At 73.4% G+C, this 14,090-nt stretch carries 16 protein-coding genes; 6 read left to right on the forward strand and 10 right to left on the reverse strand.

The window, feature by feature from the left end:
• Window positions 1-7: 7 nt before the first annotated feature.
• The gene (locus tag ACFC1F_RS01055; protein WP_209412896.1) at window positions 8-268 is read right to left on the reverse strand and encodes a DUF3263 domain-containing protein; all 261 of its coding nucleotides are present in this window, start codon (window positions 266-268) and stop codon (window positions 8-10) included.
• A 66-nt stretch (window positions 269-334) separates the two neighbouring features.
• Here ACFC1F_RS01055 and ACFC1F_RS01060 point away from each other — a divergent pair, with 66 nt between their 5' ends.
• Window positions 335-679 (forward strand): cupin domain-containing protein, encoded by a 345-nt coding sequence (locus ACFC1F_RS01060; protein ID WP_148643373.1) that lies wholly within the window; start codon window positions 335-337, stop codon window positions 677-679.
• A gap of 25 nt (window positions 680-704) precedes the next feature.
• Here ACFC1F_RS01060 and ACFC1F_RS01065 read toward each other — a convergent pair whose 3' ends face one another.
• On the reverse strand, window positions 705-1,976 hold the full coding sequence (locus tag ACFC1F_RS01065; protein ID WP_376154786.1) for an extracellular solute-binding protein: 1,272 nt from the start codon (window positions 1,974-1,976) through the stop codon (window positions 705-707).
• A 353-nt stretch (window positions 1,977-2,329) separates the two neighbouring features.
• Between ACFC1F_RS01065 and ACFC1F_RS01070 the strand changes: the two genes are divergently transcribed.
• Window positions 2,330-3,277: an ROK family protein gene (locus tag ACFC1F_RS01070; protein WP_209412895.1), complete on the forward strand. Its 948-nt coding sequence runs from the start codon at window positions 2,330-2,332 to the stop codon at window positions 3,275-3,277.
• Window positions 3,274-4,470, forward strand: coding sequence for an N-acetylglucosamine-6-phosphate deacetylase (nagA, locus tag ACFC1F_RS01075; RefSeq protein ID WP_376154787.1), 1,197 nt, complete (start codon window positions 3,274-3,276; stop codon window positions 4,468-4,470). The genes ACFC1F_RS01070 and nagA overlap by 4 nt, the downstream gene beginning before the upstream one ends.
• Before the next feature lie 81 nt (window positions 4,471-4,551).
• On the opposite strand, the gene ACFC1F_RS01080 is transcribed toward nagA, so the two are convergent.
• Both ACFC1F_RS01080 and ACFC1F_RS01085 read right to left on the reverse strand, forming a co-directional pair.
• Window positions 4,552-5,532, reverse strand: coding sequence for a hypothetical protein (locus ACFC1F_RS01080; RefSeq protein ID WP_376154788.1), 981 nt, complete (start codon window positions 5,530-5,532; stop codon window positions 4,552-4,554).
• 143 nt (window positions 5,533-5,675) lie between these two features.
• Window positions 5,676-7,508 (reverse strand): diguanylate cyclase domain-containing protein, encoded by a 1,833-nt coding sequence (locus ACFC1F_RS01085; RefSeq protein WP_376154789.1) that lies wholly within the window; start codon window positions 7,506-7,508, stop codon window positions 5,676-5,678.
• Window positions 7,509-7,867: 359 nt separating this feature from the next.
• On the opposite strand from ACFC1F_RS01085, the gene ACFC1F_RS01090 reads away from it, so the two are divergent.
• Window positions 7,868-8,404, forward strand: coding sequence for a flavin reductase family protein (locus tag ACFC1F_RS01090; RefSeq protein WP_209417101.1), 537 nt, complete (start codon window positions 7,868-7,870; stop codon window positions 8,402-8,404).
• A gap of 1 nt (window position 8,405) precedes the next feature.
• Here ACFC1F_RS01090 and arfB read toward each other — a convergent pair whose 3' ends face one another.
• Window positions 8,406-8,837, reverse strand: coding sequence for an alternative ribosome rescue aminoacyl-tRNA hydrolase ArfB (arfB, locus tag ACFC1F_RS01095; protein ID WP_148643378.1), 432 nt, complete (start codon window positions 8,835-8,837; stop codon window positions 8,406-8,408).
• A 53-nt stretch (window positions 8,838-8,890) separates the two neighbouring features.
• Here arfB and ACFC1F_RS01100 point away from each other — a divergent pair, with 53 nt between their 5' ends.
• Both ACFC1F_RS01100 and ACFC1F_RS01105 read left to right on the forward strand, forming a co-directional pair.
• On the forward strand, window positions 8,891-9,388 hold the full coding sequence (locus ACFC1F_RS01100) for a hypothetical protein (RefSeq protein WP_376154791.1): 498 nt from the start codon (window positions 8,891-8,893) through the stop codon (window positions 9,386-9,388).
• A 125-nt stretch (window positions 9,389-9,513) separates the two neighbouring features.
• Window positions 9,514-10,089 (forward strand): TerD family protein, encoded by a 576-nt coding sequence (locus tag ACFC1F_RS01105; RefSeq protein ID WP_209417100.1) that lies wholly within the window; start codon window positions 9,514-9,516, stop codon window positions 10,087-10,089.
• Between the two features lie 151 nt (window positions 10,090-10,240).
• Here ACFC1F_RS01105 and ACFC1F_RS01110 read toward each other — a convergent pair whose 3' ends face one another.
• From ACFC1F_RS01110 to ACFC1F_RS01130, 5 genes are all read right to left on the reverse strand, one after another.
• Entirely contained in the window at window positions 10,241-11,401 is a 1,161-nt protein-coding gene (locus ACFC1F_RS01110; protein WP_376154793.1) for a hypothetical protein, read from the reverse strand.
• 144 nt (window positions 11,402-11,545) lie between these two features.
• On the reverse strand, window positions 11,546-12,052 hold the full coding sequence (locus tag ACFC1F_RS01115; protein WP_209417098.1) for a DUF3180 domain-containing protein: 507 nt from the start codon (window positions 12,050-12,052) through the stop codon (window positions 11,546-11,548).
• Between the two features lie 203 nt (window positions 12,053-12,255).
• Entirely contained in the window at window positions 12,256-12,855 is a 600-nt protein-coding gene (gene folK / locus ACFC1F_RS01120) for a 2-amino-4-hydroxy-6-hydroxymethyldihydropteridine diphosphokinase (protein WP_209417097.1), read from the reverse strand.
• 115 nt (window positions 12,856-12,970) lie between these two features.
• On the reverse strand, window positions 12,971-13,330 hold the full coding sequence (folB, locus tag ACFC1F_RS01125) for a dihydroneopterin aldolase (RefSeq protein WP_030288941.1): 360 nt from the start codon (window positions 13,328-13,330) through the stop codon (window positions 12,971-12,973).
• Between the two features lie 247 nt (window positions 13,331-13,577).
• Window positions 13,578-14,060, reverse strand: a complete 483-nt coding sequence (locus ACFC1F_RS01130) for a nuclear transport factor 2 family protein (RefSeq protein ID WP_174315652.1) — start codon at window positions 14,058-14,060, stop codon at window positions 13,578-13,580.
• Window positions 14,061-14,090: the final 30 nt, after the last annotated feature.

The following is a 14,090-nucleotide window of genomic DNA, read 5'->3' on the forward strand; positions in this document are numbered from 1 at the left end:
CGCCGGGCTACCGGGCCCCCCGGCGGGCCTCCCGGACCCGCCTCAGCCGGTTCACCAGCACCGGCGCGTGGGCCAGTGCCTCCGGCCGGTCCAGCAAGGCGTTCAGCAGCTGGTAGTACCGCGTGCTGGAGAGCCCCAGCTCCTCCCGGACGGCCCGTTCCTTGGCCCCCGCCGTACGCCACTGGCGCCCTTCGAGCTCCAGCACCGCCACGTCCCGCTCGCTCAGCTCGCCCACGCTCCACCTCCGCCCACCACTACGGAGTGTCATTCTGCCCCGCACACCCGACACACTCTGCGCCCCGCACGACGCCCGCTCCCCGATTAGCGTCGGTCCATGACCGAAAGCTTCGCGCTGCACATCCCCACCGCCGACCTCGACCCCGACCCGCTGGACCCGGCCCAGATCGTCTCCGGCTCCCCCGAGGTGTCCGGCCGGGTACTCTCCGAGTCCCCCGACGGCCGCCAGCTCCGCGGCATCTGGCAGATCACCCCGGGCGTCGTCACCGACGTCGAGGCGGACGAGCTGTTCGTGGTGCTGAGCGGCCGGGCCACCATCGAGATCGACGGCGGCCCGACCCTGCACGTCGGCCCGGGCGACTGCGCGGTCCTGCGCGCCGGGGACCGCACCACCTGGACGGTCCACGAGACCCTGCGCAAGGCCTACGCGATCAGCCTCTGACGCAACGCCCGCGGCGGCCCCGGGTTCACTTGCGGACCCGGGCCGCCTCCTTCACCGCGGCGTCCTGCAGCCCCTCCAGCACCTGCTTGGCGTCCCCGGTCACCGCACCGCCGATCCCGGCCTTGATCCGGTTGCTGACCTCCACCCAGGCCGGGTCCCCGAACGGGTAGAAGCTGGCGTTGGTCAGCCCGGCCGCGAACTGCTTCAGGTCCTCGTGCCTGCCGTCCCGGGTCATCTCCGTGAAGGCGTCCTGGGTGACCGGCAGCAGGTTGTACGTCTCGTCGAACTTGAGCTGGTTGTCCTTCGCGTACACGAAGCTCAGGAACTTGCGGATCTCGTTCCTGTGGCCGTTGGCCTTGAACGCCATCATCCAGTCGGCCACGCCGAGGCTGCCGGCCTTCGCCAGGCCGTCCTTCCTGGGGATCGGCGCCGTCCCGAAGTCGACCTTCGCGTTGGCGGCCATCCGCAGCAGCGTCGGGTGCCCGTTCAGCATCGCGACCTTGCCCGCCGTGAAGTCGGTGAACACCGGCGTCCGGTTCATCCTGCCCGGCTCCGGGTACGTCAGCCTGGTGTCCACCAGGTTGGTCTTCAGCCAGCCGAAGGTGGCCTGGTTCTGGGTGCTGTCGATGGTGTAGTTGCCGACGTCGTCGGAGAGGCTGCCGCCGCCGCTCAGCGTCCAGAGCATCGACTCGGCCGGCGCCTCCTCCGGCCCGAGCGGCAGCCCGTACGGCACCACGCCCGGCACCTTGGCCTTGATCTTCTCGGCGGCCTGCCGCAGCTCGTTCCAGGTGGCCGGCGGCTGGGTGATCCCGGCCTGCCGGAAGACCGCCTTGTTGTAGAAGAGCACCCGCGAGGAGGAGACGAACGGGATGCCGTACTGGGTGCCGAGCACCTGCCCGGCGTGGCTGAACGACTCCATCATGTTGGCCTGGGTGTCCAGCGAGAGCACGTCCGCGGCCGGGTAGAGCCGGTCCGCGGCGACCTGGTCGGCGAAGCCGCCGGTCTGCACCAGGTCGGGCGACCTGCCGCCGGCCACCAGGTCGGCGACCCGCTTGCCGATGTCGGTCCAGCCGACGACCTCGACGTCGACCTTGATGCCCGGGTTGCCGGACTCGAAGCGGCGCGCGACGTCGTCCCAGTACTGCCTGGAGCTGGTCGCGCTGTCCTCGCCGTAGTCGGCCGCGACCAGCTTGAGGGTGACCGTCCTGTCGTCCTGGCCGCTGCAGCCGGTGAGCAGCAGCGCTCCGGCCAGCGCGGTGCCGAGCAGCCGGGTGGGGGCCTGGGCGCGCCTGTTCAACGCGGGTACCGCCTTCGAGGGTGAAGAAGAGGAAAGCAGCCGGACGGGTGGAATCCGGCAGGAGGGAGCGCCACACTGCCAAAAGCCCTGCAGAGTGGTCCAGACCTCCGGGCCGTACCCGGCGGGTAGTTATCGAAGTGCGGAGGTCGTTGCACGATGCGCAATGGAGCGACGCCGATCCGCCCCGGTTCCGCCCGGAACGGGCCCCGGGGCCGGGGGCCGGGGAACCGGCGGCGACGAGCGCAAAGTGCCGCACTCCACAAGGTTCTGCGACAAAGCTCACCCACTTTGGACCAGACCAATCCGACAACTGGACTAGACCTCTCCGACCCAGCCAAGGGAAACTGTCCTCCGTGAAGCACGTCATCGCACTCGATGTAGGCGGCACCGGCATGAAGGCCGCGCTGCTCGCCCAGGACGGCTCCGTGCTGTTCGAAGCACGCCGACCGACCGGGCGGGAGCACGGCACGGACGCCGTCGTCGCCGCCATCCTCGACTTCGCCGCCGACCTGGCGGACGAGGGCCGCAGCCGTTTCGGCGTCGCCCCGCTGGCGGCGGGCGTCGCCGTCCCGGGGACGATCGACGAGAAGAACGGCATCGCGGTCTTCTCCGCCAACCTCGGCTGGCGGGACCTGCCGCTGCGCAAGCTGCTGGGCGAGCGCCTGGCCGGCCCGGGCGGTGTCGCGATGCCGGTCGCCCTCGGCCACGACGTGCGCTCGGGCGGCCTCGCCGAGGGCCGCCTCGGCGCCGGCCGGGGGGTCGGACGCTTCCTGTTCATCGCGCTGGGCACCGGCATCGCCGGCGCCATCGGCATCGACGGCCGGATCGAGGCCGGGGCCCACGGCTACGGCGGCGAGATCGGCCACGTGGTGGTCCGGCCGGGCGGCCCGCAGTGCGGCTGCGGCGCCCGGGGCTGCCTGGAGACCCTCGCCTCCGCCTCGGCCGTCTCCCGTGCCTGGGCCGAGGGCAGCGGGGACCCCGACGCCGACGCGGCATCCTGCGCCGTCGCGGTGGACGCCGGGGACCCGCGCGCGATCGCGGTCTGGCAGCACGCGGTGGACGCCCTCGCCGACGGCATCGTGCTCGCCCAGAGCCTGCTCGACCCGTCCACGGTGATCGTCGGCGGTGGCCTGGCCGAGGCCGGCGACACCCTCTTCACGCCCCTGCGCGCGGCCGTCGCCGAGCGGCTGACCTTCCAGATGCCCCCCGAGGTCGTACCGGCCATGCTCAAAGACACCGCCGCTTCCCTGGGCGCGGGCCTGCTCGCCTGGGATCTGCTCTCCTTGGAGGTGACCGCGTGACCGCGCGGATTCAATCAGCGGCCTCGCCGCGGGGTACCGCCCTGTCCGGCGCCCGGCTGGTCCTGCCCGGCGGTGTCGTCGACGGCGACCGCCTCTCGGTCGAGGGCACCCGGATCGCCGGCCTCGGCGGCGCCACCGAACCCGGCGACCTCGACCTGACCGGCTACACCGTCGTCCCCGGCTTCGTCGACCTGCACGTCCACGGCGGCGGCGGCGCCTCCTACGCCTCCGGCATCGCCGAGGAGGCCCTCCGGGCCGCCCGCACCCACCTCGAACACGGCACCACCACCACCGTCGCCTCCACCGTCACCGGCGAGATCGACGACCTGGCCCGCCAGGCCCACGTCCTGTCCGAGCTCGTCGAGGACGGCGTACTGGCCGGCATCCACTTCGAGGGCCCGTTCATCTCCCACCACCGCTGCGGCGCCCACCGCCCCGACCTGCTCCGCGACCCCGACCCCGCCCTCGTGCGCAAACTGGTCGACGCCGCCCGCGGCCACGCCAGGATGGTCACCCTCGCCCCCGAACTCCCCGGCGGCCTCGACTCCGTGCGCATGCTCGCCGACCTCGGCGTCATCGCCGCCGTCGGCCACACCGACTCCGACTACGCCAAGACCCTCGAAGCCATCGACGCCGGCGCCACCGTCGCCACCCACCTCTTCAACGCCATGCCCGGCATCGCCCACCGCGCCCCCGGCCCGATCGTGGCCCTGCTGGAGGACGAACGCGTCACCGTCGAGCTGATCAACGACGGCGTGCACCTGCACCCCTCCGTCCTCGACCTCGCCTACACCACCGCCGGCGCCTCCCGGGTCGCCCTGATCACCGACGCCATGGGCGCCGCCGGCATGGGCGACGGCCTCTACCCGCTCGGCCCCCTCCAGGTCGAGGTCAAGGACGGCGTGGCCCGTCTGGTCGAGGGCGGCGCGATCGCCGGCTCCACCCTCACCCTGGACGTGGCGTTCAAGCGCGCCGTCACCGTCAACGGCCTCACCCTCGGCCAGGCCGTGGAGTCCCTCTGCGCCGTCCCCGCCCGGCTGCTCGGCCTGGCCGACACCGTCGGCTCGCTGGAACCCGGCAAGAACGCCGACCTCGTCGTCGTCGACTCCACCGGCTACGACCTGGTCGCCGTGATGCGCCGCGGCGAGTGGATCCTCGGCGGCGAGAGGTTCTCCCCGGTCAAGCCCGCCTGACGCGTCCCCGCCGCTCCCCCGGCACGACGACGGCCGCCCGCCCCCTCGGGGGCGGGGCGCCCGTCTCGCGTCCGCGGCGGATCAGGAGCCGCCCTCCAGGAGCACCTGGTCGATCAGGACGGTCCCGCCCGTGGGGGCCGAGATCGTGATCGAGTTCGAACCCGCCTGGAGCTGCGGGTTGATGTAGGTGGTGAACCAGGAGGACGCCGGGTCCTTGCCCGGCGAGTAGTTCTTGAAGGACAGCCCGCTCGGCCAGTCCTTGCCGTTCACCGCCGCGGCGGCCTTCACGTCCCCCGCCGCGTTGTTGAAGTGCACGGTGAACTTGTAGGTGCCCGCGGCGGCGACCTCGCCGGTCCAGGTGACCGACCCGCCCGGCTGCAGCGTCAGGTAGCTGCCGTCCGCCGACTTGGCGCCCTTGACCGTGTTGCCGGACGGCGCGTTCTGCCCCTGCAGCTGCCCGGCGTCCACGGTGGACGGCCCGGAGGTGGCCGTGGCGGAGGCGCCGGCCGACGGCGAGCCAGTGGCCGACGGGCCGGCCGACGCGGTGCCGGTGCCCGTGGTCGCCGGTGCCGTGGTCTGGCCGCCCTTCGCGTTCTTGTCGCCGTCCGGGTCCCCGGTGGAGAGCGCTATGCCGGCGCCGATCGCGATGGCCGCGACCACCGCCACCGCACCGATCACCGCACCCTTGCTCCGCCCGCCGCTCGGCCGCTCCTCCCCCGGCTGCGGCCGGGAGTGCTCGGCGTACCGGGTCTGCTGGGTCGGCGCGGCGCCGTACTCGGGCTGCTGCCCGTACGGCTGGCCGGGCTGCGGGTAGCCCTGCTGCTGCGGGAACGGCTGCTGGCGCTGCTGCGGCGGGTACGGCTGCTGCCCGTACTGGGCGCGGCCGACCTCCATCGGACGGTTGTACGACGTCCGGGGTACGCCCTGCTGCGGCTCGGCCGGCTGCGCGGCACTGCCGTCGGCCGGACGGTAGAGGTAACCGAAGGGGTCGTCGTCCTGCGGGGCACCGCCCTCCGGGCTCTCGGGCACTCCGTTGCTGCCGGCGGTCGTCACGGTGGTCAACTCCCCCATCGCGTTCGCGTCGCCGGGCTTCCGTGCCGCCGGCGCCAGTGGTCGCTCGTACCCGGGAACCCTACCTTCCGACGCCGACGCCGCGGAAAGACCCCTTGACAACCCGCCGGTAGCTTCGGTCGGGTGAACGGACGCTAACCGGCCCGGCGGTGCGAACGCTCGCCCCGGGCCCCGCGCACCGAGCCGCCCCGCGCCCGCTTCTCGTCGTACATCCGCTCGTCCGCGGTGTGCAGGACCTCCTCGATGCTCATCCCGCAGCCCGCCCAGCCGATGCCGAGGCTGACGCCCACCCGCATCGCCCGGCCGTCGATCCGCATCGGCGGGATGATCGCGTTGCGCAGCCGGTGGGCGAGGTCCTTGGCCTCCTCCCGGCCGATGCCGTCGGCCAGCACCACGAACTCGTCGCCGCCGAGCCTGGCCACCGTGTCGCCGTCCCGCACCGCCTGGCTCAGCCGGCGGGCCACCTCGACCAGGACGGCGTCGCCCGCGTTGTGGCCGAACCGGTCGTTGATCGACTTGAACCCGTCGAGGTCGCAGAAGATCACCGCGAGCCCCTTGTCCGCCACGGCCGCGGAACCGCCCGATCGGAACGGGCCCGACCAGGCGTCGCCGCCGGCGCCGTGGTCGGCCGGGACCACCGCGTGCACGTGCTCGCCGTAGCCTCCCGGCGCGGCGGGCGGCAGCGCGTAGCCCTCGGCCGTGCCGTAGTGGTGCACCGGGGCGGCGAGCGGGTCCACCCCCTCCAGGCCGTCGAACGCGGCGTGCGCGCTGTAGGAGTCGGCGGAGTAGCCGTACGCCTGCGCCCCGTACGCCTGTGCCCCGTACGGCTGCGGCGGGACCCCCTCGCCTCGTCCGGCCGGCGGGACGACGCCGACGGTCTGCGGTTCGTTGCAGAGCCTGCGCCCCAGCCGGGCCTTCAGCTCGGCGCCGTTCGGCAGCCCGGTGAGCGCGTCATGGCTGGCCCGGTGCGCGAGCTGGAGCTCGTGGCGCTTGCGGTCCTCGATGTCCTCCACGTGCGTGAGCAGGAAGCTCGGACCCTCGGCCGCGTCGGCGACGATCGAGTTGCGCAGACAGACCCACTGGTAGCCGCCGTCGCGCCGGGACAGCCGCAGCTCCGCCCGGCCGCTCTCGGCACTGGTGCGCTCCAGCAGCGCGCGGTCCTCCGGGTGGACGAGATCGGCGAAGCTCTGCTGGCGCAGCACCGCGCGCGGGCGGCCGAGCAGGCGGCAGAGCGCGTCGTTGACCCTGGTCAGCTGGCCGCGCCCGGCCCCGTGCAGTTCGGTGATGGCCATCCCGCTGGGCGCGTACTCGAAGGCCTGGCGGAAGCTCTCCTCGCTGGCCCGCAGCGCCTGCTGCTCCTTCTCCAGGCGGGCGAGCGCGCGTTGCATCTCGGCCCGCAGCCGGGCGTTGCCGATCGCGATGGAGGCCTGGAGGGAGAACATCTCCAGCGCCTCCCTGGTCCAGGCGCCGGGCCGCTTGCCGCTGCGCGGGCGGTCCACGGAGAGGACGCCGAGGAGGTCGCCGCCGGCGCTGTACATCGGGGCGAGCAGACCGTCGGCGGGGTGCCAGTCGTTGGCGTAGACCGGCATCGGACCGTCGCCGATCCAGCGCGGAATGTCGCTGGCCACGGCCCAGCCGCGGTCGTAGGGCAGGAAGCGGAGCGTGCCCCAGTGGTCGCTGACGCCGAGCAGGCGGTCCCAGGACTCCCGGGAGCCGACCTGGCCGAGCAGGACGGAGGGGCCGCCCATGGCGCTCTCCTCCAGCTCCCAGACGGCCGCCACCACGAGGTCCCCATCCGGCCGGACCAGACTCACCGCGGCGGCGTCGAAGCCCAGCCCGTGCACCGCGCCCTCGACCACGGCCTGCAGCGTGCCCGCCAGGCTGCGGGCAGCGTTGAGGTCCGCCACGACCCGGTGCAAGGTGCGGAGGGTCGCGAGACGGACGTAGGGCTCCGACTCGGCTTCCATGCGGGGGCTCCCCGGCTGCTTCGGATAGTTCTTGAATGGTTATCGTCCGATTGCCAGAAGAACTGAATCACAGGGAGCACAGCGTTCGGCACGCTCGGTCAGCAATAGGCCATCACTTGTGACTTAAATCACACGACACTTATGCGCTCTTAATCAGCTCATCCGCCCCATATCGGGACATAAGGCTTTATCGGCACGATTCTGGTGGTCGGCCGCAATGGCCGCGCACTGAAGCCACCAGGCGGCCGGCAGGCCCCCTGCCTTCACTCCTGGGGGTGAGAGCGGCCGTGAACCGTAACCCCTGCGGCTCTGGTCCTACGACCACGGCCCGATGCCGTTTCGCGCCGCCGCCGACTACCGTGCGGTACGTGTACCCGGCTCCGCAGCCCGAAGCTGCCCTCCAAGCAACGCCCGACGAGTTCCGGGCCGCACTCTCCCAGCTCGCCTCCGGCGTGAGCCTGGTGACCGTCCACGACCCGGACGACGGCGAGGACGTCGGCATGACCGCCACGTCCTTCCTCTCCGTCTCGCTGGAGCCCCCGCTGGTCCTGATCTCCGTCCGCGAGGACTCCCGGATGGACGAGGTGCTCTCCCGCGCGCAGACCTGGGCGGTCTCCCTGCTCTCCGAGCAGCAGAAGGCGCTCGGCTCGCGGTTCGCCATGAAGGGCCGGCTCAGCGACCGGCTGCTGTTCGCCGACGCGCCGCACCACCGCGGCCCGTACAGCGGCGCACCGCTGATCGACGACGCACTGGCCACCGTCGAGTGCCGCACCGAACAGCGGATACCCGCCGGCGACCACACCCTGCTGCTCGGCCGCGTCCTGGAGGCGGTCGTGCCCGACCCGGGTGGCCGGCCGCTGCTCTACTTCCGCGGCGGCTACCGGCAGCTCGGCTGAGTCACTCGCCCTTCGGGGCGCGCCGGCCCTGCTTCACCTCGGAGCGGTGCCGCTTGCTGAACAGCCGCCGCTCGACCATGCCGCGGCTCGGCTTCGTCGCCCGGCGGGTCTTCGGCGGTGGCGCAGTGGCCTCGGCCAGCAGCGAGGCCAGCCGGGCGGCGGCGACCTCGCGGTTGCGCCACTGCGAACGGTGCTCCGAGGCGCGCACCACCAGCACCCGCCCGTCCACCAGGCGGCCGGCCAGCCGCTCCAGGGCGCGCTGGCGCCACACCTCGGGCAGGGCGGAGGAGGCCGCCAGGTCGTAGCGCAGCTCGACCTGGGTGTCGGACGTGTTGACGTGCTGGCCACCGGGGCCGGAGGAACGCGAGAAGCGCCAGACGAGCTCGGCGTCGGGGACGACCACCGACCCCCGTACGCGGATGGGCTCGGGCATGCGCCCATCATCCCGCGCCGGGGCCGCACCGGTCACCCCGTTTTACCGGGACAATGGCCAACGTGATCGAGCTCGGCTACTCCCTCTCCAACCGCTTCCCCGACCCCCCGCAGACCGACTACCGGACGGCCTCCGTGCACGCGCTGCGGTACGACCTGTTCTGCGGCGACGTCTTCCTGGACGGCGACGGCGTCGAACTGTCCACAGCCTGGGGATGGGTGCCGGTGCTCGACTTCGCGTGGGCGCTCTGCGACATCGCCGAGGAGCTGGACCGCGACCCCGCCGGCGGCCGCGCCGCCCGGGTGCAGACCGCGGACCTCGACTTCACCCAGAACACCGAGCTGCTGCGGTTCGCCCGCCGCTTCAACTGGGTCGAGATCAGCGCCACCTGGCTGCCGGACGAGGAGCCCGCCGTGGTCCGCCACGGCGACCTGCGGCGCGAAGCCCGCGACTTCCTCCACGACACCCTGGCCGACCTCTTCGACATGCACCCCGATCTGGCCGACAATCCGGCCATCTGGTCGCTCCAGGGCCGCTTCCGGAGAATCTGACCGGACATTGACCGGGCCATTGCCCGAACGTGATTCACCCAAAAGAATTTGCCGCGGAGCCTGGAACCAAGCCCTCGGTCTCTCGCGTTATCCCGGGCAAAAGCAACGAAGGGACAGCAAACACCATGCCAGTGAGCCTCTCCAAGGGTGGCAACGTCTCGCTGACCAAGGAGGCCCCCGGCCTGTCCGCGGTCACCGTCGGTCTCGGCTGGGACGTCCGCACCACGACCGGCGCCGAGTTCGACCTGGACGCCAGCGCGATCGTGCTGAACGCGGACGGCAAGGTGCTGTCCAACAGCCACTTCGTCTTCTTCAACAACACCAGCACCCCGGACAGCACCGTCGTCCACACCGGTGACAACCGCACCGGCGAGGGCGCCGGCGACGACGAGGCGATCAACGTCAACCTGGCCGGCCTGCCGGCCGAGGCCGTCAAGATCACCTTCCCGGTCTCGATCTACGACGCCGTGGCCCGGTCGCAGAACTTCGGCCAGGTCCGCAACGCCTACATCCGCGTGGTCAACGCGGCCGGCGGCGCCGAGATCGCCCGCTACGACCTCTCCGAGGACGCCGCCACCGAGACCGCCATGATCTTCGGCGAGCTCTACCGCAACGGCGCCGAGTGGAAGTTCCGCGCCGTCGGCCAGGGCTACGCCTCCGGCCTCGCGGGCATCGCCCAGGACTTCGGCGTCCAGATCTGACGCCACCCCGGAGCGCCCGGTCCCCCTCCGTCAGGGGCCGGGCGCTCCGGCGTTCCCGGCCCGCACCCGTACGGCCGGCCCGTGGAACGCCGCGGCGCAGGAAGCCGGGCGGGCCGGCCTCCTGCGCCGGGGCGGCAGGCGGAAGGGGAGGTCAGCGCGAGGCGCGCAGCTCCGGGAGCTGGAGCAGCTCGGTCTCGTCGTCCGGGGTCAGGTCGACCACCTTCGGCTGCACCTGGGTCTCCTCGGCCGGCTCCGCGTCCTCACCGGCCGCCACCCGGACCTCGGCGGCGGCCCGGGCCTCGGCCTGCGCCCGGCTCTCCGCCTGCGCGGCCACGGCCTCGTCCCCGACCACGTCGGCCAGGTCCGCGCGCTCGCCGAGCTCCGCGACGCTGCCGACCGCCGGCGCCGGGGCCGCCGGCCGGACCGCCGCCCCCTGGTGGCGGCCGAAGAAGCTGAAGCCCTGACCGCGCGCCGCACCGGACTGCGCCGGCCGCGGCCGCTGCCGCTCCGCCGCAACGGCGGGCGCGGCCCGGTCGCCACCGAGCTGCCCGACCGTCGCCGTCAGCACCGGCCGCACCGGAGCCGCAGGGGCGGCCACCGCAGGCCTGGACGCCTCCGGGGCGGGCACCGCGGGAGCCACCGGGGCGGGCACCACCGGCGCGGGCGCGGCGGGCACCACCGGCGCGGGCGCGGAGACGGTCACGGGAGCCGTACGGGCGCGCAGCGCGATCTCCGCACCGGCCGCACGCTCCCGCTGCTCCCGCTGCTCCTGCTGTGCCGCCGCGCGCCGCTCCAGCTGACGCAGCACCGCCGCGGCCCGGACGAACGCGGCCGGGCTGGCCGGGTACTTCGGACGGCTCGCGGCGAGCGCACGCTGCGCCGCCTCGGCCTCCTTGAGCGCCTGCTCGGCGACCATCACGGCGCGCTCGCGCAGCAGCCGGGCGATCTCGGTCTCGGCCTTGGCCAGCCGCGACTTCTCCGCCGTCAGCCGCCGCCCGAACCGGGTGGCCCGCTCCTCGGCGACCTCCGCCGCGTACTCGGCCTCGGCGAGCTGCTCCTCGAAGCGCTCCTCGGCGCGCAGCCGCTGGGCGACGGAGACCTCGGCCGCGGCCCGGGCGGCCCGGTCGCGCTGGCGCAGCAGCACCGCGATCCCGAGCGCCGCGAGCACCGCGGCCACGCCCACCGAGCGGACCAGGATGGTGTCCTGACTGAAGAGCAGCGCGGCCACCGCGGCGACGATGAGCACGCCGGCGGCGGTGGGGGGAAGGACCCGGCCGAGGACGGAGGAATGACGGTGGCGTCCGCGAGACATGCCAAGAAACTAGCGTGCGAATTGGGGCCGTGTCAGCCCAGGGTCCGCTTTGGCCCTTGACACTGCGCAAGCTTTACCGCACGTACCCGGACCCTCACCCAAGATCACCGACGGCCCCGTCCCCGGCCCCGGAAAACGGCCCGTTCAGCGGTGGGTGGCCGCCCGGCCGCCGGGCCCGCCCTGGGCGCCCGGGTCGTCGTGGTTCTCGGGCAGCTTGCAGACGTGCTGGAGCCAGAGCGCCGCCGCGATCACCGCGGCACCGGCCAGCACCGCGAGGCCGGCCGTCACGGCCTGGTCCTGGCGGGCCGGCACGTCCAGCTCGCCCAGCAGGTAGATCCCGGCGCCCGCGTAGATGCCGGTGACCACCGCCGAGACCAGGGCGCTCGCCTGGCCCAGCACGACCGCGCGGGCCGCGCCCAGCGGGTCGACCGCCTTCGCCCCGGGCCGGCGCTCGCGCGCCGCCTTCAGCCGGGAGCGCAGCGAGATCGCCGTGGCGAGCAGGATCACCGCCACCGCGGCCAGCACGACCGGGGCCGCGCCGGGCACGGCGGGCAGGGTGTCCAGGGAGGCCCAGAGCTTGGCACCGGCCCAGGACAGCGCCGTCGTGGCGGCGGTGATGCCGACCAGCAGGCGGAGGCGAAGCAGCTTCACTCGGACGTGGTTCCTTCCCGGGGTACCGAAGTCGGGCGGCCGCCCCGGGGCTCGGGGTACGACGGCGCCAGGCCACCGTACCGGCCCGGCCAGGCGGGCACCTGTGCACGGGGCGGACACCTACTCGTACGGCCGGGGCCCCCGTCCGAGTTCCCCGGCCGCCCGGGCGGGCCCGCCCCGCCCCGCCCGGCCGGCCCGCGGTCCTACTCCGGAAGCGTCAGCCGGATGTCCTCGCGCCGCCGGACGCCCTGGGCGTCCGGGCCGCCGAGCGCCTCCAGCAGCGCGGCGACCTGCCCGTGGCCGGGCACCTCGGCCTCCGGCTGGGCGTCCAGCCACGGGGCGAGCACGAACGCCCGCTCGTGGGAGCGCGGGTGCGGCAGCAGCAGCTGCGGGTCGTCGCTGGTGACGCCCTCGTAGGCGAGGATGTCGACGTCCAGGGTGCGCGGGCCCCAGTGGACGGTGCGGACCCGGCCGAAGGCGTCCTCGATCGCGTTGCCGCGCTCCAGCAGGTCGCGCGGGGGCAGCGAGGTACGCAGCACGACCACGGCGTTGTAGTAGTTGGGCTGCTCGTCGGGGCCGCCGACGGCCTCCGTCTCGTACACGGCGGAGACGGCCTTGATCCGGAGTCCGGGGGTGTCGGCGAGGGCGTCGACGGCCCCCTGCAGGGTGTCCAGGCGGTTGCCCAGATTGGAGCCGAGGGCGATCACGGCGCAGCGCTGGGCGTGCAGCGTGGCGTCGGCCGAGTCCACCCGGCTCTCCAGGTCGAACGCGGTCGGCGCGGCGGTCGGGTCAGTGGTGCTCATGCGCCCGCCTCGCTTCGGCCGGCGGGGGCGTTCGCCCGCGCGTGCCTCTCCATGGTTCGCTCGCTTCGCTCGCTCATCGGAATCCCTCTGGCTGGAACGGGGTGCGCGGTCCAACTCATGCGCGGCCCCGGTGAATGGTCACGGTCACGTCGTCGAACGGCACGGTGATCGGGGCGTCCGGCTTGTGCACGGTGACCTCGACCTCCTCCACCGCGTCGTGCTTCAGGCATTGGTCGGCGATGCGCTGGGCGAGGGTCTCGATCAGGTCGACGGGCTCGCCGGCGATGATCGCGGTGACCTCCTCGGCCACGATGCCGTAGTGCGCCGTGCGGGTGAGGTCGTCGCCGGACGCGGCGGGGCGGGTGTCCAGGTAGAGCACCAGGTCCACCACGAAGGTCTGGCCCTCGACGCGCTCGCGCTCGAAGACGCCGTGGTGGCCCCGGGCACGCAGGCCCCGCAGGGTGACGCGGTCCAGCAAACGAATCACTGCTCCCAGTCGGACGGGCCCTGCCCCGGACACAACGTGGGCAGGCAGGGCGAAGGCGGGCATCGCGCCCGCCACTCCGTTTCGAATCTACCTGCGAGCGCGGACAACGCCTGACCGTCCTACCCGGCACGAACCGTCGCCACGCACGCCGGAATGGCGATTGACGTGAACGTTCGGTGACCGACCGGAAATTCCCGGGCGACCGTCGGGGGCCGATTTCCCGACGGTCCCCGGATCAGTCCTCGTCCTCGTCGTCACCGCTGGTCAGCACGGGTGACCCGTGGTGCGACCAGAGCTTCCAGCCGGCCGGGGTGCGGCGGAAGAGATTGGTCGACACGACCTTTCCGCCGACCAGCGGCCCGAGTTCGCCCTCCTCCTCGGCCTCCCCGCCGGAAAGGATGTTCTCGGTGCACGTGACAAGGGCCACATCGCCGTGAACCTCGGCCTCGACGTCGGTCAGGATGAACTGGATGTACTCCGTGTTCGCCATGATCAGCATGTACGAGCGGGTCACCTGGGCCCGCCCGCGCAGCACCGGCCAGCCGGGGTGCACGCACACCACGCCGCCCTTGTCGTCGGCCTCGGCGGCCCCCAGCCAGGCGTCCTCGACCGCCTCCAGATCGCCGTTCTCCAGCGCCTCGTACAGCGCCCGGTTGGCCTCCAGGACGGCCTCCCGGTCCGCCTCCCGGCCCCGCTGACCCGCGGTCTCGCCGCTCACCCTGCCGTCACCTGCCACAGACCCTCCCGT

Source organism: Kitasatospora sp. NPDC056181, assembly GCF_042266225.1.
Classification (GTDB): domain Bacteria; phylum Actinomycetota; class Actinomycetes; order Streptomycetales; family Streptomycetaceae; genus Kitasatospora.